At 66.2% G+C, this 20,561-nt stretch carries 13 protein-coding genes and 1 tRNA gene; 10 read left to right on the top strand and 4 right to left on the bottom strand.

The annotated features are described in order from the left end of the window. The first annotated feature begins 27 nt into the window (after nucleotides 1–27). Nucleotides 28–222 (top strand): hypothetical protein, encoded by a 195-nt coding sequence (locus tag V5F84_RS12710; protein WP_394043520.1) that lies wholly within the window; start codon nucleotides 28–30, stop codon nucleotides 220–222. Nucleotides 223–304: 82 nt separating this feature from the next. After that, nucleotides 305–898, top strand: a complete 594-nt coding sequence (locus V5F84_RS12715) for a nucleoside 2-deoxyribosyltransferase (protein ID WP_394043519.1) — start codon at nucleotides 305–307, stop codon at nucleotides 896–898. A gap of 36 nt (nucleotides 899–934) precedes the next feature. Here the strand turns inward: V5F84_RS12715 and V5F84_RS12720 are convergent, their stop codons facing one another. Then, nucleotides 935–1,711, bottom strand: a complete 777-nt coding sequence (locus V5F84_RS12720; RefSeq protein WP_394043518.1) for a VOC family protein — start codon at nucleotides 1,709–1,711, stop codon at nucleotides 935–937. Between the two features lie 127 nt (nucleotides 1,712–1,838). Next, nucleotides 1,839–2,504 (bottom strand): class I SAM-dependent methyltransferase, encoded by a 666-nt coding sequence (locus tag V5F84_RS12725; RefSeq protein ID WP_394043517.1) that lies wholly within the window; start codon nucleotides 2,502–2,504, stop codon nucleotides 1,839–1,841. Nucleotides 2,505–2,650: 146 nt separating this feature from the next. Here V5F84_RS12725 and V5F84_RS12730 point away from each other — a divergent pair. After that, nucleotides 2,651–2,740, top strand: a tRNA-Ser gene (locus V5F84_RS12730). A 315-nt stretch (nucleotides 2,741–3,055) separates the two neighbouring features. Further along, nucleotides 3,056–4,591 (top strand): helicase HerA domain-containing protein, encoded by a 1,536-nt coding sequence (locus tag V5F84_RS12735; protein WP_394043516.1) that lies wholly within the window; start codon nucleotides 3,056–3,058, stop codon nucleotides 4,589–4,591. A gap of 44 nt (nucleotides 4,592–4,635) precedes the next feature. On the opposite strand, the gene V5F84_RS12740 is transcribed toward V5F84_RS12735, so the two are convergent. Continuing rightward, complete coding sequence (locus V5F84_RS12740; protein ID WP_394043515.1) at nucleotides 4,636–4,860, bottom strand: FmdB family zinc ribbon protein; 225 nt, start codon at nucleotides 4,858–4,860, stop codon at nucleotides 4,636–4,638. A gap of 200 nt (nucleotides 4,861–5,060) precedes the next feature. Continuing rightward, entirely contained in the window at nucleotides 5,061–12,149 is a 7,089-nt protein-coding gene (locus V5F84_RS12745; RefSeq protein ID WP_509277109.1) for an Ig-like domain-containing protein, read from the bottom strand. 983 nt (nucleotides 12,150–13,132) lie between these two features. On the opposite strand from V5F84_RS12745, the gene V5F84_RS12750 reads away from it, so the two are divergent. The 6 genes from V5F84_RS12750 to V5F84_RS12775 all read left to right on the top strand — a co-directional run bounded on the left by V5F84_RS12750 (nucleotide 13,133) and on the right by V5F84_RS12775 (nucleotide 20,555). Then, nucleotides 13,133–14,158, top strand: coding sequence for a septal ring lytic transglycosylase RlpA family protein (locus V5F84_RS12750; RefSeq protein WP_394043513.1), 1,026 nt, complete (start codon nucleotides 13,133–13,135; stop codon nucleotides 14,156–14,158). Beyond that, on the top strand, nucleotides 14,142–15,437 hold the full coding sequence (locus tag V5F84_RS12755) for a D-alanyl-D-alanine carboxypeptidase family protein (protein ID WP_394043512.1): 1,296 nt from the start codon (nucleotides 14,142–14,144) through the stop codon (nucleotides 15,435–15,437). Before V5F84_RS12750 ends, V5F84_RS12755 begins: the two co-directional genes overlap by 17 nt. Continuing rightward, nucleotides 15,434–16,102: a dTMP kinase gene (tmk, locus tag V5F84_RS12760; protein WP_394043511.1), complete on the top strand. Its 669-nt coding sequence runs from the start codon at nucleotides 15,434–15,436 to the stop codon at nucleotides 16,100–16,102. The genes V5F84_RS12755 and tmk overlap by 4 nt, the downstream gene beginning before the upstream one ends. Beyond that, on the top strand, nucleotides 16,099–17,136 hold the full coding sequence (locus V5F84_RS12765) for a DNA polymerase III subunit delta' (RefSeq protein WP_394043510.1): 1,038 nt from the start codon (nucleotides 16,099–16,101) through the stop codon (nucleotides 17,134–17,136). The genes tmk and V5F84_RS12765 overlap by 4 nt, the downstream gene beginning before the upstream one ends. A gap of 44 nt (nucleotides 17,137–17,180) precedes the next feature. Next, entirely contained in the window at nucleotides 17,181–18,749 is a 1,569-nt protein-coding gene (gene metG / locus V5F84_RS12770; RefSeq protein ID WP_394043509.1) for a methionine--tRNA ligase, read from the top strand. A gap of 144 nt (nucleotides 18,750–18,893) precedes the next feature. After that, nucleotides 18,894–20,555 carry a Na/Pi cotransporter family protein gene (locus V5F84_RS12775; RefSeq protein WP_394043508.1) on the top strand — a complete coding sequence of 554 codons (1,662 nt, stop codon included), beginning with the start codon at nucleotides 18,894–18,896 and terminating at the stop codon, nucleotides 20,553–20,555. Nucleotides 20,556–20,561: the final 6 nt, after the last annotated feature.

Here is a 20,561-nt window from a genome sequence, read left to right on the forward strand (position 1 = left end):
ATCTCCGAACGGAAAGGGAGATGTGAGATGGAAGACCGGAACGAACGGCGCGAGGAAACTGCCTTCCGCGCGGGCGACCAGCGCGGACCCGAAGGGGAAGTGGTGAAGCCCGCGCCCCAGGCCCGGCAGGGCATTTCCTCGATGCGCATCGTCACCATCCTTGCCGTGGGGCTGGTGCTGGTGGTCATCGGCTTTGCGGCGAGCTATCTGACGTCGGTATAAGAGGCGTCGGTACAAGAGGCGTCCATACAAGAGGCTTGGCACGCGCCCGCGCGCCTCAGCAAGTCGGGGCACGCAGACGAGCATGGTACGCGTCTATCTCGCAGGACCGGACGTGTTCCGGGCTGATGCCGCCCGGCATTATGACTCCCTCGTCGCGCTGTGCTCGCGGCACGGCCTGAAGGCGCTGCATCCGTTCGACGGCGGCGACCAGGACAATGCCGTGACCTCCGCCGAGATTCGCGCCCGCTGCATAGCCCAGCTGGATCGCGCCGATGGCATCATCGCGAACATCACGCCGTTCCGCGGCGCCCACATGGATCCCGGCACGGCTTGGGAATTGGGCTATGGCGAGGCGCGTGGCCTGGCCGTGTTCCTCTGGACCAACGATTCCCGCCCGATGGTCGCGCGGATCGAGGCGCTGCCGGGCGAAGGCGGGCTCCGCGATTCAGACGGCCATCTGGTCGAGGATTTCGGTCATGTGGAAAACCTGATGATCGCCCATCCCGGTGCGCCGGTGGCGGCCACCGCCGAGGAAGCGGTCGCGGCGGCGGCCGAGCATCTTCACCGCCTGGAACGGGCGCGCGGGCTGAAGCTCGGCCTGGTCCCGAAGATCGCCATCGCTCTGGTGGCGTCTTTCGTCCTCAGCTTCATCGTCAACCGCATCGTCGGATGGTAGGCCCCCGCACCGGCTTGGGTGCGGGGGCCGTTGTCTTCAGCCCTCGCGCGAGCCGACCAGGGCGAACATCGCACCCTGCGGATCGAGCGCCTGGAGGATGAAGGCGCCGCCGGGAACCGGCATCGGCCCGTTGATCACCTGTCCGCCGCCCGCGGTCACGCGTCCACCGGCGGCGTCGATATCTCCAACGACGAAATAATACAGCCAGAACGGCACCGGGACGGCCTCGGGCTTGGTGAACATGCCGCCGAGCGCCGTGCCGTCCAGGCCGAACAATTGGTAGGTGCCCATGGCGCCCATATCCACCGCCTGATCCTTCTTCCACCCGAACAACTCGGCATAGAAGGGCAGGGCGGCCTCCCAGTCGCGCGCCATCAGCTCGTGCCAGCCGACATTGCCCTTGGCCATCTGCTCGGGGAGCGGATGGGCGCTCTCGTCTTCCCATTTGAACAGGGAAATGACGGCGCCCTGCGGATCGCCGATCACCGCGAAGCGGCCGACCCCGGGGATATCCCGCGGTTCGACGTGTAGCGCGCCGCCAAGGGCCTTCGCCTTGCCCACGGTGGCATCGACGTCGTCCACGTGAACATAGCCCGTCCAGTGCGGCGGCACGCCCTGGTCGCGCAGGTCCTGCGGCAGGCTCATGAGGCCGGCGACGGGACCCGCGCCGGTCGTGAGCAGGGTGTAAGGCATTCCCGGCATGTCGAGCTTCTGCGCACCCCAGCCCACGACATCGCCATAGAAGGCGACGGCGGCGTCCATGTCGGGGGTCATCAGTTCATACCAGACGAAGCGACCGTGAGACGAAGCCATGGGGTTTCCTCCTATTGGGCATTTCGGGCGGCGGCGACGCGGCTTGCCTGAAGCGGGGTGGCCGGCGCCACAGCGGCCTTATACGCCGCCGGAACGGTGCCTTTGTGACCGGCCGGCGCGGCGCGGGTCACGGCTTGCGGATCCGACACTTGGTGGGTGAATGCTCCAGCTCCACCCCGACAGCCGCCGCGAGCTCATCGAAAGCGCGCCGCACGCCGGGGAAATTCCCATCCACGCGATAATCATCGCCAACGAGAATGCCCTTGGGCTCCAGCAGCGGCCACCATTGCAGGATATCGGTGGACACCGATCGATAATCGTGGCCGCCGTCGATATGCACCATCTGCGGGCGGAGCTTGTGACCGCGCATCAGGACGCTGGCGTTCACGCTATCCAATGGCAACGGCAGCACCAGATCCTGCAAGCCTTCATGGAGGATGTTGGTCATGAAGGTATGATACAGGGTCGGATATCCCTGCTTCAGGTGCAGGTCGGCGAACATGTTCGGAATGGCCCAGTGCTCCGCGCTGCCAAGCCAGGTGTCCACCGCCAGCACCACCCCGGGAATGCCGAGCGCGCGCAGCGTCTTCGCCATGGTGATGACGGACCGGCCCTTCCAGACCCCCACCTCCACGATGAGGATCGGGCGGATCTCATAGACGCTGGTCACAAGATAGGGGTGGGTGGAGCCCCAGCCCTGCTTGTCCACCTTGATGCCCGTGGGATCGAAGCCATCAAACGGGTCGTTGCCGTGCCAAAGTTTGCGCACCAGCTCGGCTCGCATATCGCTCATTTGGGCCTAGATCTCCCTGATTGAGCGCCAACCTATCGCCGATCGTGCCGCCTGGAAATCGGGGATGGCGGATGCGCACCATTCCGTGACCCTCGACGTTGGCGGCCGGCTTGAGGTAAGAGGCAATGGCGTGCCGCGCGTGCAGGGGAAGGGTGGCCGAGTGGTTTAAGGCAGCGGTCTTGAAAACCGCCGTGGGTGCAAGCCCACCGTGGGTTCGAATCCCACCCCTTCCGCCATGCGGCGCTCCAAAATAAGCCTGAGCTAAGCCGCGCCACCTTCCCTGAATAACCGGGCGAAGCCCGCCCTCGTGTGTGAGCCGTCCAAGGACAATGCGCGCCGCGACACCTTGGCTCCTGGATCAGCGCGTTCTGAACGATCTCTCAGACGCACCCGGTTTCGGGCGCCATGGTTGCAGCGGGTCGCAAGGCCACACCGGGGGGCTGGGTGCGGCCGTCCCCGGTCTGGTGCGCCAGTGCGGTTGAATGCGCGTCGGGAATCGATATGAGTCGCCCCATGAAATTTCCTCCGCTGACCGCAGGACGTTCGTTCCGATGACGGCGCCCGCCAAGGTGTCCATCGACCTCGGTACCCGGGCGGGCGGAGGCACGGCGGTGCTCGACCTTGAGGAACTGCTGGCCACCCGCCTGCTGGTGCAGGGGAATTCCGGTTCCGGAAAGTCTCACCTCCTGCGCCGGCTTCTGGAGCAGAGCGCGCCCTGGGTGCAGCAGGCGGTGATTGATCCCGAGGGCGAGTTTACCGCGCTGGCGGAGCGTTTCGGCCATGTGGTGGTGGATGCCCGCAGGGGCGAGGCGGATCTCCAGCGCATCGCGGCGCGGGTGCGCCAGCATCGCGTTTCCGTGGTGCTCAACCTGGAAGGCCTGGATAGCGACCAGCAGATGCGCGCCGCCGCCGCCTTTCTCGGCGGGCTGTTCGATGCCGACCGGGATGTATGGTATCCTATTCTGGTCGTGGTCGATGAGGCGCAGGTGTTCGCACCCGCCGCCGCGGGTGAAGTCTCCGATGATGCCCGCAGGGTATCGCTTGCCGCCATGACCAATCTCATGTGCCGCGGCCGCAAGCGTGGGCTGGCCGGTGTCATCGCCACGCAGCGCCTCGCCAAGCTCGCCAAGAATGTCGCCGCCGAGGCCTCCAATTTTCTCATGGGCCGCACGTTCCTGGATATCGACATGGCCCGTGCGGCCGATCTCCTGGGCATGGAACGGCGGCAGGCCGAGACATTCCGCGACCTGGAAAGCGGCAATTTCGTTGCCCTGGGACCGGCCTTGGCGCGCCGGCCGCTGCCGGTGCGGATCGGCCCCGTGGAGACGGCGGCACACACCACCAGCCCCAAGCTGGTGCCGCTGCCGGACCCGGCCGCAGCCGAGGATGCCCATGACCTGATCTTCACCCCTGGCGCGGATGAGGCGCGGCCCCTGGCGCCGCGTCGGCCGCCGGCGGTGGCGCCCACCGCAGACGTGCTGGCGCAGCTGTCCCGCAGCATCCCTGCCAGCGCCCCTGCGGCCAGCGAGCCGGTGCCGAGCGTTTCGCCCGAGCAACGCCAAGCCGCGATCGACATGGCGCTGCGTGAGATCCTCGGGGAGAGCGAGGCCGGCTTCCGCACCATCGCCGTGCTGTATCAGGATTTCCTGGTGCGCTGCCGGATCCGGCGGGTGGGCGGGGAGCCGCTCAGCCTCTCGGCCTTTCGCCGCCGGCTCGCGGTCGCCCATGCCGGCATCGACTTGGCCGAGGCGGAGGCCGAGGATTCCCCCTGGGCGGAAGTCCTGGGCATGGCGGGCGCCCTGCCGGAGGATATGCAGGGCGTCTTCCTCTCCCTGGCGCGCGCGGCCTTCGATCGCCGTCCGTGCCCGTCGGATGCGGATGTCGCCCATGCCTATGGCAGCCGCTCGCCCGGCCGCGCCCGGCGGCTTCTGGCCTATATGGAAGAGCATCGGGTGATCGTGTGCCGGCTTGACGCTCGCGGACGGCGCATCGTCGCCATTCCCGGCCTTGCCTGGGAAACCGCGCCCGGCGACCCCAATGCGGCCGCCGGCGCGGCGACGATCCCGGAGGCAACGTCTGCGGACTGAAGCGGCGCGCGACTTCCTTCAGGCCGAAGCGAGACGTCAGGTCCTCAGCGCCGTTCCGAGCGGCTGAAATTGCTGAGATGCCCTTCTCGGGCAGCTTGGGCCCGTGCCGATTTGATGATGCCGGCACTCTTGCCCTCGGGGGCGACGCGCGACATCAGCCGTTGCATGTCCGCTCCGCCGCACGAGGGGCAAAGCGGCTTTTCCGAGAAGCCGACGAGCAATTCGACATCCTTGTCGCATTGCGCACAATGGAAGCTGTAAAGCGGCATGTCCGCGCCCCTGCGTGTCGCTCGGCGACGCGGGGTCGCCGATCATTCCTTGCCGATGAGCCCTTGCGCGGTCAGGCGTCGTCGCGGAGGTGTCCGTCCGAGTTGCGTGGCCGCGCGCCCGGATCATTCCGGGCTGCAGCCACGTTGCAGAAAGCACGCCAACTTGCCGGACGGCCCGCCCGGCCGGCGGGATCGCGGCGTCAGAGGATATGATCCTGGCTGCTCTTGATGGCCAGGAAATCGAGCTGAACCACCAGATCGTTAAAGTCGGCGTCGCCGCCGCCGTAGAGATCTTCCCAGCCCCAGGTGTTGAGCCCATAGCTCCACAAATGCGCGACATGCTGCCCGCCCACGACTTCATTGGCATCGGCGAAGGCGTAGAAGGTCGAGCCGCCGGAGGACAGCTTCATGGCGATGAGGTCGTTGGCATTGATGTGGGTGAGGGTGGCTTCGGAATATTTGCCGTAGCCGCCGCCGGACACCCAGGTGCTTCCGGTGTCGGTCCGGTAGGCGTGCGCGTTGGTTGCGGCCTCGTAGCCGGCGTCGCCGGGCTTCAGGCCGTCCACGGTGCCGGCGAAATCATCCACCTTGTAGAACATCACCGAGGAAGCGTTGGCGCCGACCTGACGCATGTGGATGACCGCGCTCTGGTCGTTCGCGGCGCCCGCCGTTTCCGCCACCGCCACCGGGCGGGCGATTTCCACCGCGCTGCCGCCGTCGTCGGAAACGAATTCCCCCGCCTTCGAATCTATGGCGGACTTGGAGGCGATGGTGGCGACGCCATCCAGCTTAACGGAGAGGGCGGCGTCCTTTTCCACGAGGGCCTGGTGAAGCATGGCCTGGGATTGATGATCATACTTCGTCACCTGGTCGTCGAGCACGCCAGCGCTCAGGACCGACTGGGCGAAGGCCTTCGACCAGGCATGCTCGGCCGAGGCGGTTGCGACGAATTTCTGCATCCCGCTTCCGTCGTCGACCTGCACCTCGGTGCTGCTTTTCAGATAGCTCTGGAACAGCAGGCTCTGATCGAGGGCGCTCGTCACGGCGCCTTGCGCGTCCATCTTCGCCAGCGAAGGCGTCTTGAAATAGGTCTGCTCGTTGATGAGCACCGCCAGCGCCTTGGACAAGGCGCCGGTGTCCGGGGTCGCGGCGGTGAGGTCGAGATCGTACCCCGCCGGCGCGTGGTAGCCGCCCTTGGGGATCAGGTCGGCGGCCGTGCCCGTGGCGGAGAAAGCGGCCGGCGCAAGATAGGTCGCCTTCGCGAGCAGATCGTTCAGATTGCTGGGCTTCGACAGGCCGAGATCGCCCAGCACCTTGTCCAGCTCGGTGCCGAAGCTGGCCCAGCTTTCCACCGCCTTCACTTCGCCGATGAGCTGCGCGCTCTGCGTGCCGCCATGGTCGTCGGTGAGCGTATAGGAGAAGCGGGTGGTGCCGGAGAATGTGGCCAACGGGTTGAAGACGAGATTGCCGTCCGCCCCAAGGGAGACCGAGCCGCTGGCGAGCGCGACAGGCGCGTCCTTGGTGATCACCTTGCCGTCCACCGCGAGGACGCGCACGAGATCGCCGTCGATGTCCCGCGTGCCGGCACCGACGTCGATGCGCTGGGATTTCGCACCGGCGGCAACCGCGAAGCTCACGTCCGCCGCCTGCGGCGCATCATTGACCGGGGTCACGGTGCCGGAGGCCCGGCCGGTGACGCGGGCTCCGTGCGCGTCGGTGAACCCATAGGTGAAGGCCACGTCGCCGTTGAAATTCGCGGCCGCCTTGAACTGCAAGGTGCCGTCGGCGTTGCGGCTCAACAGGCCGCCGGCAAGCGCCGCCTGCGCCCCTTCCTTCCAGGCGATGCCGTTGACCTCGACCAGCGTCAGCGGTCCATCGCCGGTGTCGTTGGAGAGAAGGTTGAGCGCCACCGTGCCGTCCTCGGCGACGGTGAAGGTGTCGTCGGTCGCCACCGGGACGACGATGACGGGGGCGACATCGATATTGACCGTGGCGGTGGAGGTGCCGCCGTGCCCATCGGAAACGGAATAGGTGAAGCTGGTCTTGCCGCTGAAATGGGTGTTCGGCGTGAACACGACCGTGCCGTCGGCATTGAGCGCAACGGTGCCGTTGGCGACCTTGAAGGTGCTCGCCTGCGTGGAGCTGGTAGCCGTCGATGCCGCCGGCGTCGAGGTGGAGACGGCGGTGCCGTCGACCGACCTGACCGCGGCCGCATGAGCCTCCGCCTGGGTCTTCACCGGCGTGCCGTCCTGGTTGGGATTGACGGCGACGCCGTCGATGGCGACGATCTGGAGCTTGTCGCCGTCCATATCGGTATCGTTGGCCAGCAGGTTCAGCGTCGTGCCGACATCCCCGGCAACGGCGAAGCTGTCGCCGGCCGCGACGGGGGCATCGTTCACCGCCGCGACGTTCAGATGGACCGTGGCGGTATCCGTGCCGCCCTGGCCGTCCGAGACCGTGTAGGAAAAGCTCGTCGCGCCGTTGAAATTGGCCTTGGGGGTGAAGAACAGGGTGCCGTTTCCGTTCAGCGTGACGGACCCGTCGGCCACTTCGACGGGGGCCGTTGAGACGACCCCGGTGCTTCCCACGACGGCAACCAGGGGCTTGTTATCGATGGCCACCACCCGCAACGGGTCGCCGTCTGCGTCCTTGTCGTTCCCCAGCACATTGATGGTGGAAACGACGTCCTCGGTGACGCTCAAAGTGTCGTCTCCGGCGACCGGGGCTTCGTTGACCGAAACCACCGTGCCGGTGACGGTGCCGGTGCTTAGGCCGCCATGGCCGTCGGAGACGGTGTAGGTGAACGAGACGTTGCCGCCGTAATTCGCGGCTGCGGTGAAGGTGAGGTTCCCGTCGCTTGCGAGGGTCAGCGTGCCGCCGGGGACGGAGACCTTAATGCCCGCGCCGCCCGATGCGGGCAGGCTCATGCCGGCAATGCTGGTGATCCGCAGCGCGTCGTTGTCCGGGTCGCTGTCGTTTGCGAGCAGGTTGAGGACGACCGACTCGCGTTCCGTGACCGTGAACTTGTCGGTGCCGACAATCGGCAGATCGTTGACCGGGGACAGGGCGATATCGATCTGGCCATCGCCGAGGCCGCCCTGTCCGTCGCTGAGGGTATAGGCGAATTTGACCGCGCCGCTATAATTCGCGGCCGGGGTGAAGAGCAGCGCGCCCTGCGGGGTTAGCGTGACGATCCCGCCGGCCACCGCGACGCCTTCCTCGGTCGGGACCTTCCCATCCACCGCGACGACTTTCAGCGCGTCGCCGTCCGCATCCGTGCTCGCCTGGACCACATCGATGGTCAGCGGCTTGTCTTCTACTATGGAATATTTGAGGTTTACGGCTTTGGGCGCGTCGTTTACCGCGACGACATTCACTGTGACCGTCGCGGTCTGCGTGCTGCCGAATTCGTCGGCGACCGTATAGGTGAACGAGGTGGTGCCGCTGAAATCGGCGGCGGGCACGAATGTCAGGTTTCCGTCGGCGTTAACCTGAACGGTCCCGTGGTCGACATTAATGCTTTTGCTTGATGCAGTGGAAGATGACGCGCTCGAAAGCGGTGCTGAAAGGGCGCTTTCGTCAGTTGCCGCCCGTTCGACGGCCTTTTCCTTGACCGCGTCGCCCGGCGGGCTGAGCGTGACCCCGTTGATGGCGCGGATGATCAGTTGCTTGCCATCAACGTCGCTGTCGTTCGACAGCACGTTGAAGGTTCCCGAGGTATCTTCCTGGATCGAGAAGCTGTCGTTCACCGCGTGGGGCGCGTCGTTGACGGCGTGCACCTCGATCTGGCGGAGGAGCGCGCTGCTCGCGTGGGTTCCATCGCTCACGGTGAGGCTGAAGGTCCGCGGCGCGGTGTCAGGCGTATCCGAGGTGTTCTCGAACGCGATGGAGCGAAGCGCCGCCTGCCATTCGGCGAGCGTTGCGCTCGCGCCGCCGGAGGTCAGGGTGAGCGTGCCCGTGTTCGCATCGAAGCTGCTGGCGATATTGCCGATGTTGGCGGACGCCGTCATGGCGAGGGTGTCCTCGCTGGCCTTGAAATTCGCGAACACGATCGTTGCGGAAGCGAGCGAGGCACTGTCCCCGTCGCTCAGCTCCAGGTCGGCGAAGACCGAAACGGGACCGGCCTGTTCCTCATAGGAAATGGCGTCGGCATTGGGCAGGGAGAGCGCCGGCACGGGATCGGGACCGAGGGCGATGTTGCTGCTCGCGGAGAGAGATCCGGTCTCGCCCGGAACAGGGAGCACGAGCGCGACGTCGAGTCCCGTGGTCGCGGAACTGATGCGGGCGCCATTGAGCTCCAGCGCCTTCGGCCCCGCATAGCTCAGGTCCGCGGTCGTGTCGCCCGAAGCCACCGTATAGGTGAACGTCAGGACATTGGTGCCGGACCCTGAAACATATGTGGCGTAATGGTCGGTGTCGCCGGTTTCCATCAGCAGCCGCGGGGCGCCGCCGGTGGCGTCGACACTGACAGGACCCGCGAAATTGACGCTGATCGAAATCGTGCTTCCTGCGGAATAGCGGCCGTCGGCGGTAGGCGAGGAGACGGATACGATGTCCGCGCTTCCGCCGGTGGCGCCGCCGTAGATCACATAAGCCGCGCCGGCGTCCGCCTTTCCGGGCAGGACCGTGCTGTCATCGCTTGTCGTGCCGGGCACGTCCGCGCCATAGGCGCCGACGATCACGTCGGCGAAGCCGTCGCCGTTCACATCCCCGGCGGCGCTGACCGCATATCCGCTCTGATCGTTCGCGTGTGCGCCGGCGATCTTGAATCCCTGGGACGGACCGAGGGCTGCAAGATCGATGCTGGCGACACCACCGGCCCGGCCGTAGACCACATAGCTCGCGCCCGCCTTGTTTCCGCCCGCGCCGTCATAGAAAGCGCCGACGATGACGTCGTCGTAGCCGTCGCCGTTCACATCCCCCGCATCGCTCACGGAAACGCCGGTAAAAGCCTGCACGGCGGCGCCGGAGATGGTGAAGCCCTGGTTTGAGGAGAGATTGGCCAGGTCGATGCTGCCGACCCCGCCGACCTTGCCGTAGATCACATAGGCTTCACCCGCCTGGGGGCGCGCCAGCGGGCTTGCCCAATTGGACCCGACGATCAGGTCGGCGACGCCGTCGCCATTCACATCGCCGGCGCCGCTGACGCTGTAGCCGAAGAAGCCGAAGACTTCGGGGCCGGATATCACGAAGCCCGGATCATTGGCGGCGTCGACATCGTCGAACGCGGACAGATCGATGTTCGCGAGCCCGCCGTCCGCCGCGTTCTTGCCGTAGATGACATAGCTGACGCCGGCGTAGGGGAGCGTGCTGGTGTTCGCCTGCGGCGCGCCCAGGATCAGATCGTCGATTCCATCGCCATTCACGTCTCCTGCGGCGCTCACGGTGTAGCCGCTGAAGCCTTCGGCGCGCGCACCGGCGATCCTGACGCCGGGATCATTCGAGGGGTCCGCATCCTCGAACGCCGCGAGGTCGATATTGTGGAGGCCACCGCTCGCCGACGTGGCGCCAAAAATCACATAGGTGTTTCCGGCGTTTGAAACATTGGCCGGATCGGCATTGTTGGCGCCCACGAGGAGGTCGTCGATTCCGTCGCCATTGACGTCGCCGGCATTGCTCACCGAGACGCCCGTGAGGCTACCGGCGACACCGGAGATCTTGATGCCGGGAAGGTTCGCGGCCGCTTCCCCGTCGAACATCGACAGGTCGATCGTGCCGAGGCCGCCGGCCGCGGCGGTCTTGCCGAAGATCACATAGGCGTGGCCGCCATTATCGTCGTCCGCCGTCCCCACATCCGAATAGGGAACGCCGATGACGAAGTCGCCGACCCCGTCGCCATTCACGTCCCCCGCCTTGCTCACCGACCAGCCGGCGTAGTCCCCATTGTGGGCGCCGACGATCTTGACGCCGGGGTCGTTTGACGCGTCGTCATCGTCGAATGCCGCGAGATCGATGGTTCCGATCCCACCCTTGCGGCCGAAGACGAGATAGGCATTTCCCGGCTCGCTCGAACCGTTCTCGGTGCCATAGACGTTGGGGGCACCCACCAGAATGTCGTCGATGCCGTCGCCGTTCACATCTCCGGCGCCGCTCACCGAATAGCCCGCATAATCGCCCGCCAGCGCGCCAATGATGGCCGCGCCCGCCTCTGGAGCGAGGGTCCCGAGTTCGATCACATGGGTTGGAAAGACCGTCAGCGTCGTGGTCGCCACATTTCCATGCACGTCGCCGTTGGAAAGCGAGATGTCGATGAGGCGCGGTTGGGTGCTCGGGTCATCCGCACCGTTGCTGAATGTGATGCCCAGGAGCAGCGAGTGATAGACGTCAGCGCTCGCCGTTCCTGAAAGGGTCACGACGATCTGGCCTGAATTGCTGGTGTCGGTGGTCGCCGTTATGCCATCCGGCAAGGTGGGAAGGGTCAGGCTGTCGCCCTGCATGCGATTGGTCAGCGTGATGGTCGCGGACGTGAAATGGGCGGGCCCGCCAAGGGTGGCATCCATGTCCAGAATTGCCGCACCAGCGCCGCCCTGCACATAGCGGGTTGCAAAGGCGTTGCCGGTGGCCCCGCTTGAATCGTCCCCGTCCAGGTCGATGTGCGGCGTATAGACGGTCGCGGGATTGGCGATCGCAATATCACCGTCGCCGTCGTGAGAAAAAACGGCATTCTGTGTGAAGTTGTTGCTCGCGAGATTGTAGGTCACAACGAACGAACTGGCGCTCGAAAAGCTAAACCCGGCATAGGAGCTTGAGGGGGGAGGGCTGGCGGTATTGTCCTGGGTGCCGGATGCATCCACCTTGTTGTTGGATGTGTCGAATGAAATCGTCGTATCCGTGTTCGCGACAAAGGATGTCAGCGCGTCCTGAGATACGGACACGCTTTCGCGCGTGTGTGGCGCCCCTCCAATTCCGTCGATATCGCCAATCTGAAAATTGACGTCGCCAGTGATCGGCGCCTTCGAGACGGCGTCCAATACTTCCCATTTTATGGTTACGCTGGAGGCGTTGTTCAAAGCTGAACTTTTATTTCTAACCAGGACGCTAAAATCGTCGCCCGTTCCACCGAACAAAACGACGTCATCCGACTCTCCGAGCGAGATAACGGTGGCGCGCAGGCTGATCTGTTGGCCGTCGAAGCTTCCGGCGTTCGCCCAAAGAGCGGTAACACCAAGATTGTTGTTCGTCGTGCCGTAGAAATTGATCCCGTCGGTCGTCTGAAGGCCGCCAAGCGCACCTCCAGCGGCAGTGCGCACAACCGGAGCCCCGGATACGGAGAGGTTGATGGTGGACATGGGAGCCCCCTGAAAACTCAATGGCGATTGAGTGGATCCGTCCGCACGGCCGGCGGAGACGAACTGATCGAGGGGGATGGCGAAAAGCGTGCGTTCACGCCTTTCGAGCCAGTATCAACACACGGCATGCGTGTCATTGGACATCCCCTTACGCTGCGTACTGATTGCAACGCAGCAAAGAGGTAATCAAGTCCCGAAAATGACGTGAATAGGCACTTCCACAATCGCAGAACGTAAGGTTATCCGGAGAAAACGGTATTGAGATATGTCGGTTTGACGTATTCTTGGTGCAATCTACAGTTCAACCTGCTGCGCTGCATCAAGGGCGTGTAAATCTCTCCGGCTTACGGGTTTGTCTTTCAAATGTCGCGAGATAGGGAATGGCGGTGCGTTCGCTTAGGAAATCGCGACGGCCGACATCCCCATGACAGAAACGCGAGGCGAAACACCCGCACTGATTGCGTCATTTGCGAATGCCCAACAGGCGCGCATTCCCTGGCCGGGCTGCTTGCGCCCCCTGCGCCGGGGGACGGAATATATTTTTTGAAATCCCGCGATCCATGAGTGCGGTCCATGAGCGAGATCCGTGCCCGCGCGATCCATGTCCGTCAGAGATCGTCGCACCGGCCGCCCGTCCGGCGTGAGGGTGACGCTGGGAAGGTCGATGGGGCTTCTCGGGGAGATCCGCGGAGCGCGGCGGAGGCGCCATTCCGCGTCGGCGCCTTCGTCCTGTTCGTTCTGCCGCTCGGGAAGGGCAAAAAATGGCGGGGCCTTCGCCGTCTGCCGCTGAGGAAGCTTGCGGTTTCAAACCCTTGGCACATAACGTTTCATTACAGAACATTAACCATGGCCGCAGCTGCGCCGCATTTTTGCCGTGTTCCCCAGTCCAATTCTGTCATATCGAAGCCTGCCGTGACATAGTTACGGCTATCCATGGGGCGGACGACGAGTCGGGTTCGGCACGTCGGTGAGACAGGGCGCACATGACGACAGAGCAGACGATCGCATCTCGGCTCCGCATCTGGCGCGGCACTTTGAGCCTTGGCGCGGTCTGCCTTCTTCTTGCCGGTTGCAGCAGCGCGAACAAGCTCGGCTCCACCATCGATCCGAAATACGGCGTCTCCGCCAGCCCGCGTGTGGTGGCCGATGGCCAGCCGGTGCCCAAGGGCGGCGGCGCCTATCGCATCGGCAAGCCCTATGTGATCGCCGGGCGCACCTATGTCCCGGCGGAAAACCCCAATTATAAAGCCGAGGGCATCGCCTCCTGGTACGGCGACGATTTCCATGGGCGCCTGACGGCCAACGGCGAAGTCTTCGATCGCGGCTCCATCTCCGCGGCCCATCCCACGCTGCCCATGCCGTGCTATGTGCGCGTGACCAATCTGAACAACAATCACTCGATCATCGTGCGTGTGAACGATCGCGGTCCCTATCACCAGAACCGCGTGATCGACGTGTCTCATCGCACCGCCGATCTGCTCGGCTTCTCCGGCAAGGGCGTCGCGAAGGTGCGGGTGGAATATGTCGCCCGCGCGCCGCTCGACGGCTCGGACGACCGCAAGCTTTCGGCCTCGCTCAGCATCAACGAGCCGGCGCAGGTGCCGGGCGGCTCGGCCGTCATGGTGGCCTCGGCCGCTCCGTTCGTGCCCGCGCTGCCGCGCGCCGTGCCGGAGACCGCCAGTTCCGGCACCATTCCCGAGCCGCTCCAGCGCCCGTTCGATCTCGGGCATGAGGATGGCGAGGACGCCGCCACGCCGGTGCGCCAGGCCGAAGCCGAGCCGGCTCCCACCCCCGCCCCGGTGCGCACTGCCGCGGCGCCTGCGCCCGCACCGGTTCGCACCGCGTCCGCCGCTCCCGCGCCTGTCCCCGTCGCGGCTGCGCAACGTGTTGCGTTCCAGGCCCAGCCTGTGGCACGCACTGCAGCTCCTTCTTCCGGCTGGAGCGTGGGCGCGGCGCCCGTGAGCGGCCTCAGCTACGCAGGTGTGGCAACCGATGGCTCAGGGCGTTAATCTCGGCGGGCGCGACCGTCGCATCCTCACGCGCGCAATCGGCACCCTCGTTCACCTGAGCCTTTCCCTGACATCCATTGCCTCGAAGCCTGTCGCCCTGGCGGCAGGTTTTGTGATTCTCGGCGCGGCGATGATCGCCGGTCCGGCAGGAGCGCAATCCACGTTCCAGACCGTCGTGCCGAGCGCGATCCTGGTGGATTTCTCCACCGGGGCGATTTTGTTCGACAAGGATTCGGAAAAGCGGCTTGCTCCCGGCGGCATCGTCAAGATCATGACCGGCGCCGTCGTCTTCGACGAGATCCGCGCGGGCCGGATCACCCAGGACACGCTGTTCACGGTCAGCGAGAATGCGTGGCGGCGCGGCGGCGGCCCCTCGGGTGGCGCCGCCATGTTCGCGGCGGTGAAGAGCAATGTGCGCGTCGGCGATCTGCTGATCGGCGCGCTCGCCATATCGGGCAATGACGCCGCCATCGCACTGGCCGAGGGCGTGGCGGGTACCGAAGGCGAGTTCACGGCGAAGATGAATGCGAAGGCCGAGGAACTCGGCCTCGCGGGTTCCTCGTTCCGCAATTCCACGGGCTTTGCCGATCCCGGCCAGGTGACCACCGCGCGGGACATGGCCCAGCTCTCGCGCTACATCATCCGCACCTTCCCGACCCTCTATCCGATCTTCGCGGTGCCGGGCATCGAGTGGAGCAAGATCAAGCAGCGCAATCGCAATCCCCTGCTGGACGCGGGCGTGGGGGCGGATGGACTGCATGCGTCCTGGGTGAAGGACGTGGGCTATCACCTCGTCGGCTCGGCGGTGCAGAACAATCAGCGCCTGATCGCCGTAGTGATGGGCGCATCCTCCGAGAAGGTGCGCCTGGAAGAGATGCGCCGGTTGCTGGACTGGGGCTTTCATTCGTTCGAGCATCGCGCCCTGTTCGCCGCCGACGCGGAACTCGCGCGCGCGGCGGTGTTCGGGGGCGAGATCGGTTCGGTCGGCCTTGCGGCGCGCGAACCCATTTCCCTCCTCATGCCGCGCAACAGCCAGGACAAGCTGGTGGCGCGCATCACCTATCGCGGCCCGCTGCGGGCCCCGGTTGCGAAGGGCACGGAGGTGGCGCAGCTGGAGATCACGCGCGGCCAACTCAAGGTGCTCGACGTGCCCCTGGTCACCACGGCCGACGTACCCGTGGGCACCATGTGGCAGCGCGCCATGGACGGGGCCGGCGTCCTGGTCGGCGACACGGCCCGCGACCTCGGCGCCAAGCTCATGGCCAAGATCCAGAAATGACCGCCACGCGCGGCCGGTTCATCTCGCTGGAAGGCGGCGAAGGCACGGGAAAGTCCACGCAGGCCCGCATCCTCGCCGCGGCGCTCGAAAAGCGGGGCCTGCGGGTGCGCGTGACGCGCGAGCCCGGCGGCTCGCCCCTGGCGGAGCAGGTGCGCGAGGTCTTGCTGTCCGGCCTTGCCCAGCCCCTCGGTCCGCAAGGCGAGGCGGCCTTGTTCGCGGCCGCCCGCGCAGATCATGTGCGCGAAACCATCGCACCGGCGCTTGAGGCGGGCGAATGGGTGATCTGCGACCGCTTCACGGATTCAACCCGCGTCTATCAGGGCGCGGTCGGCAAGGCGGATGCCCGTCTGCTGCGCGCCCTTGACCGCATCAGCGTCGGGCCGTGCATGCCGGACCTGACCCTGGTGCTGGACGTGCCGCCGGAGATCGGCCTTGCCCGTGCGGTGGCACGCGGAAAGGGCGCCGCGGCCGACCGGTTCGAGCGCGAAGGCGCGGACTATCACGCCGCCATCCGCGCCGCGTTCCTGTCGCTTGCCGCCGCCGAGCCGGAGCGCTGCGTGGTGATCGACGCGCAGGGCGAGGTGGACAGCGTGGCCGCGCAGGTCCTGGCGAGCGTCACCTCCCGCCTTGCTCTGCCCGCGACCGCCGAAGGCGTGCCGGCATGACCGCGCCGGTCGAAGGCGACCGGCTCGCGGGGGCGCTGCATCCGCGCGAACAGCCGCTTCTTTTCGGCCATGAGGCGGTCGAGGCGGAGCTTCTCGGCGACTGGCGCTCGGGGCGGTTTCCGCATGCCCTGCTGCTCGGCGGCGCCGAAGGCATCGGCAAGGCGACCTTGGCCTATCGCATCGCCCGCTTCGTGCTCTCCGGCGCGCAGGCGGGACCGGACCGCCACGATTTTTCCGTCGATCCGCGCCATCCCGTCGCCCGGCAGGTGGCGGCATTGACCCATCCGGATCTGCTCGCCATCCGCCGCGTGCCGGAAGCGGGGGAAGACAAGATCCCCACCCTGATTCCCGCCGAGATGGTGCGGCGGGTGCGCACCTTCTTCGGCGCAACGGCCTCGTCCGGCGGCTGGCGGGTGTGCATCGTGGATGCGGTGGACGACCTCAACGCCGCCGGCGCCAATGCCTTGTTGAAGACCCTGGAGGAGCCGCCGCCGCGCTCCCTGTTCCTGCTGGTGTCGCACGCGCCGGGGCGGGTGCTGCCCACGATCCGCTCGCGCACCCGCCTCGTGCGGCTGCGGAGCCTCGGGCCGCAAGAGGTTCTGGCCGCGCTCGATCATCTCAAGGAGGAGATCCCAGAGCTTGACGCCGCGCGCCTGCCCCAGGCGGCGGAAGCCAGCGGCGGCAGCGTGCGGCGCGCCTTGATCCTGGCGCGGGGCGAGGGGATGGAGGTGCGGGCCGCGACCTTGCGGCTGCTGGACCAATTGCCGAAGGCGCGGCCCGAGGAAATGCATGCGCTGGGCGCCCGCCTCCAGGGCGACCGGGGTGACGGCTTCGACCTGTTCGTGGAAGCGGTCAGCGATTGGATCGCGCAAACCGCGACCGGCGGGCAATGGGAACGCGGGCGCCTTGTCCGCTTGGGTGAGGTGTGGGAGAAGGTTCGGCGCGCGGCGGGCGAGGCGGACACGTTCAATCTCGACCGCAAGGCGTTGGTCTTTCGCATTTTCACCGAGCTGGCCGAGGCCGCGCGCGCCTGAGCGCGAACCAAGGCGAGCCTCCTCGCGCATTCAAGCGGGCCGCCATGTCGTCGAAGCCGAAGTTCTACATCACCACCGCCATCGCCTATCCCAATGGCGTGCCCCATATGGGCCATGCCTATGAGGCGATCGCCACCGATTGCATCGCCCGTTTCAAGCGGCTCGACGGCTATGACGTGCGCTTCCTCACAGGCACCGACGAGCATGGCATCAAGATGCTCCAGACCGCGCAGAAGGCGGGCTTGACGCCGCGCGAGCTGCTGGACCGCAACGTTCCGCGCTTCCAGGCCATGGTGGAGGCGTTCGGCCTCTCCATCGACGATTTCATCCGCACCACGGAAGAGCGCCACAAGAAAGCCTGCCAGGCGATCTGGGAAAAGATGGCGGCGAACGGGGACATTTATAAGTCCACCTACGCCGGCTGGTATTCGGTGCGCGACGAGGCCTATTACGCCGAGGATGAGACCCAGCTGAATGCCGACGGCGTGCGCCTCGGCCCCCAGGGCACGCCGGTGGAATGGGTGGAGGAGGACAGCTATTTCTTCCGCCTCTCGGCCTATCAGCAGAAGCTGCTCGACCATTACGCCGCCAATCCCGATTTCATCGCCCCGGACGCGCGGCGCAACGAGGTGGTCAGCTTCGTGTCGGGCGGCCTTCAGGATCTCTCGATCTCGCGCACCACGTTCGACTGGGGCATTCCCGTGCCGGGCGATCCCAAGCACATCATGTATGTGTGGGTGGATGCGCTGACGAACTACATCACCGCGCTCGGCTATCCCGATACGCAGGGCGAATTGTTCACCCGCTACTGGCCGGCGGACGTGCATGTGATCGGCAAGGACATCACGCGCTTCCACGCGGTCTATTGGCCGGCCTTCCTCTGGTCGGCGGGCCTCGCCGCCCCGCAGCGGGTGTTCGGCCATGGCTTCCTGTTCAACCGCGGGGAGAAGATGTCCAAGTCGGTGGGCAATGTGGTCGATCCGTTCGACCTCGTGAAAGCCTATGGCGTGGACGCGGTGCGCTATTTCTTCCTGCGCGAGGTCTCGTTCGGCCAGGACGGCTCCTACAGCCATGAATCCATCGTCACCCGCATGAATGCGGATCTCGCCAACGACCTCGGCAATCTCGCCCAGCGCTCACTCTCCATGATCTCGAAGAATCTGGACGGGGTGGTGCCCGCGCCCGGCCCGCTTTCGGCCGAGGACGAGGTGATCCTCGCGGCGGCGGACGAGATGATCGCGAAAGCCCGCGAGGCCATGGACGTGCAGGCAATCCACCTTTATCTGGCGGCCGTGTGGGCGGTCGTGGCGGACGCAAACCGCTATTTCGCCGCCGCCGCTCCCTGGGCGCTGCGCAAGACCGATCCGGAGCGCATGAAGACCGTGCTCTGGACCACTGCCGAGGTGATCCGGCAAGTGGCGATCCTCGCCCAGCCGGTGATGCCGGACAGCGCCGGGCGGATGCTGGACCTGCTGGTGCTGCCGGCGGACGCGCGCGATTTCTCCCGCCTCGGCGGGGCACACCGGCTTGCCGGCGGCATCGTCATTCCCCCGCCGGTGGGGATTTTTCCACGCTATGTGGAGCCGGAAGGCGAGGCGGGTACGCCGGCCTGAGCCGGCAGCGTCAGGACGGAACGGCCGCCGCTTGAACGCGGCGGCCATGGGTGAAACGCTCGCCCTACGGGCGGCGTGTCATGGACCCTCGCCGGTGCCGGGCCGGCGCGGGTGCCTGTGAACCGAACAAGGCGACGATCCAGGATGAACATCTCGCTCACCCTCCTCAATCTCGCCGGTGCCATCGCCTTGCTGCTGTGGGGCACGCACATGGTGCAGTCCGGCATCCAGCGCACCTTTGGGCCGAAGCTGCGGAGCGTGCTCGGCAATGCGCTGAAGAGCCAGCCGCGCGCCTTCCTCGCGGGCCTTGGGGTGACCGCCGTGCTTCAATCCAGCACCGCAACCGGGCTGATGGTGTCAGGGTTCGCCGCCGCCGGTCTGGTGGACCTCGTGCCGGCGCTCGCGGTGATGCTGGGCGCGAACGTGGGCACCACGCTGATTGTGCAGGTGCTCTCGTTCGACGGCGCGGCCTTCTCTCCGGCCCTGATCCTGGTGGGCGTGATGATGTTCCGGCGCGGCAGCGTCGAGCGCACGCGGGATATCGGCCGGGTGTTCATCGGCCTCGGCCTGATGCTGCTGGCGCTGCATCAATTGCTGGAACTCATGACGCCGTACGAGGATGCCCCGAGCCTGCGCATGTTCCTCGGCGCGGTCGCCACCATGCCGCTGATCGACGTGCTGCTCGCGGCCGTGGTGACCTGGGCCGCCCATTCCAGCGTCGCGGTCATCCTGCTGATCATGTCGTTCGCCAGCAAGGGCGTGGTGCCGCCGGAGGCGGCCTTCGCTTTGGTGCTGGGGGCGAATATCGGCTCGGCCATCAATCCGGTTCTGGAAGGTGCTTCAGGCGGCGGAGCGGCGGCGCGCCGGCTGCCGGTGGGCAATCTGCTCAACCGCATCCTCGGCACCCTCATCGCCTTGGCCTTCCTCGGCCCGATCGGCGAGCTGATGGTCGTGCTTCAGCCGGACAACGGCCGCGCCGTGGCGGATTTTCACACGCTGTTCAATCTGGTGCTGGCGGTGCTGTTCTTCCCGATCCTGGGCCCGTTCGCCAAGCTGCTGGAAAAGCTGATGCCAGCCCATGTGGATCTCGCCGATCCCGCCCGCCCGCTCTATCTCGATCCGGCCGCGCGGGAGGTGCCGGTGGTGGCGCTGGGCGCCGCCGCGCGCGAGGCCATGCGCCTCGCCGATTTGCTGGAGGACATGCTGAAGGATGCGCAGGCGGCGGTGGTGGACGGCGATCTCAGCCATGTGGCGCGCATCAAGCGCAACGAGGACATCATCGACAGCCTCAACTCGGCGATCCGCGGCTATCTCATGGGGCTCGACCCGCACGATCTGTCGGAGGCCGACCAGGCCCGGCTTCAGCGGGTGCTCAGCTTCTCCACCCAGATGGAGCAGGCCGGCGACATGGTGGAGAGCAATCTCCTGATCCACGCCGACAAGCGGGTGAAGCGCGGGCTCGCCTTCTCTCCGCAGAGCGAAGCGGAAGTGCGCACGCTCATGGAGCGGCTGACCACCAATCTGCGCCTCGCCTCCTCCTTGTTCATGACCGAGGACCCGCGCGCCGCCCGCATCCTGGCCGAGGAGAAATCAGTGTTCCGGAATGCCGAGGCGGAGGGCACGAAATCCCATCTGGAGCGCATGCGCGACGGCCAGACGGATTCCATCGAGACCTCCTCGCTGCACCTCGACCTGCTGAGCGACATGAAGCAGATCAACAGCCACATCGTGGCGGCCGCCGCCTATCCCGTGCTGGAACAGAGCGGCGACCTGCTGCCGAGCCGGATCGCATCGGACCCGGCCTGACCGGGC

Source organism: Roseixanthobacter liquoris, from assembly GCF_043195135.2.
GTDB lineage: Bacteria > Pseudomonadota > Alphaproteobacteria > Rhizobiales > Xanthobacteraceae > NCEH01.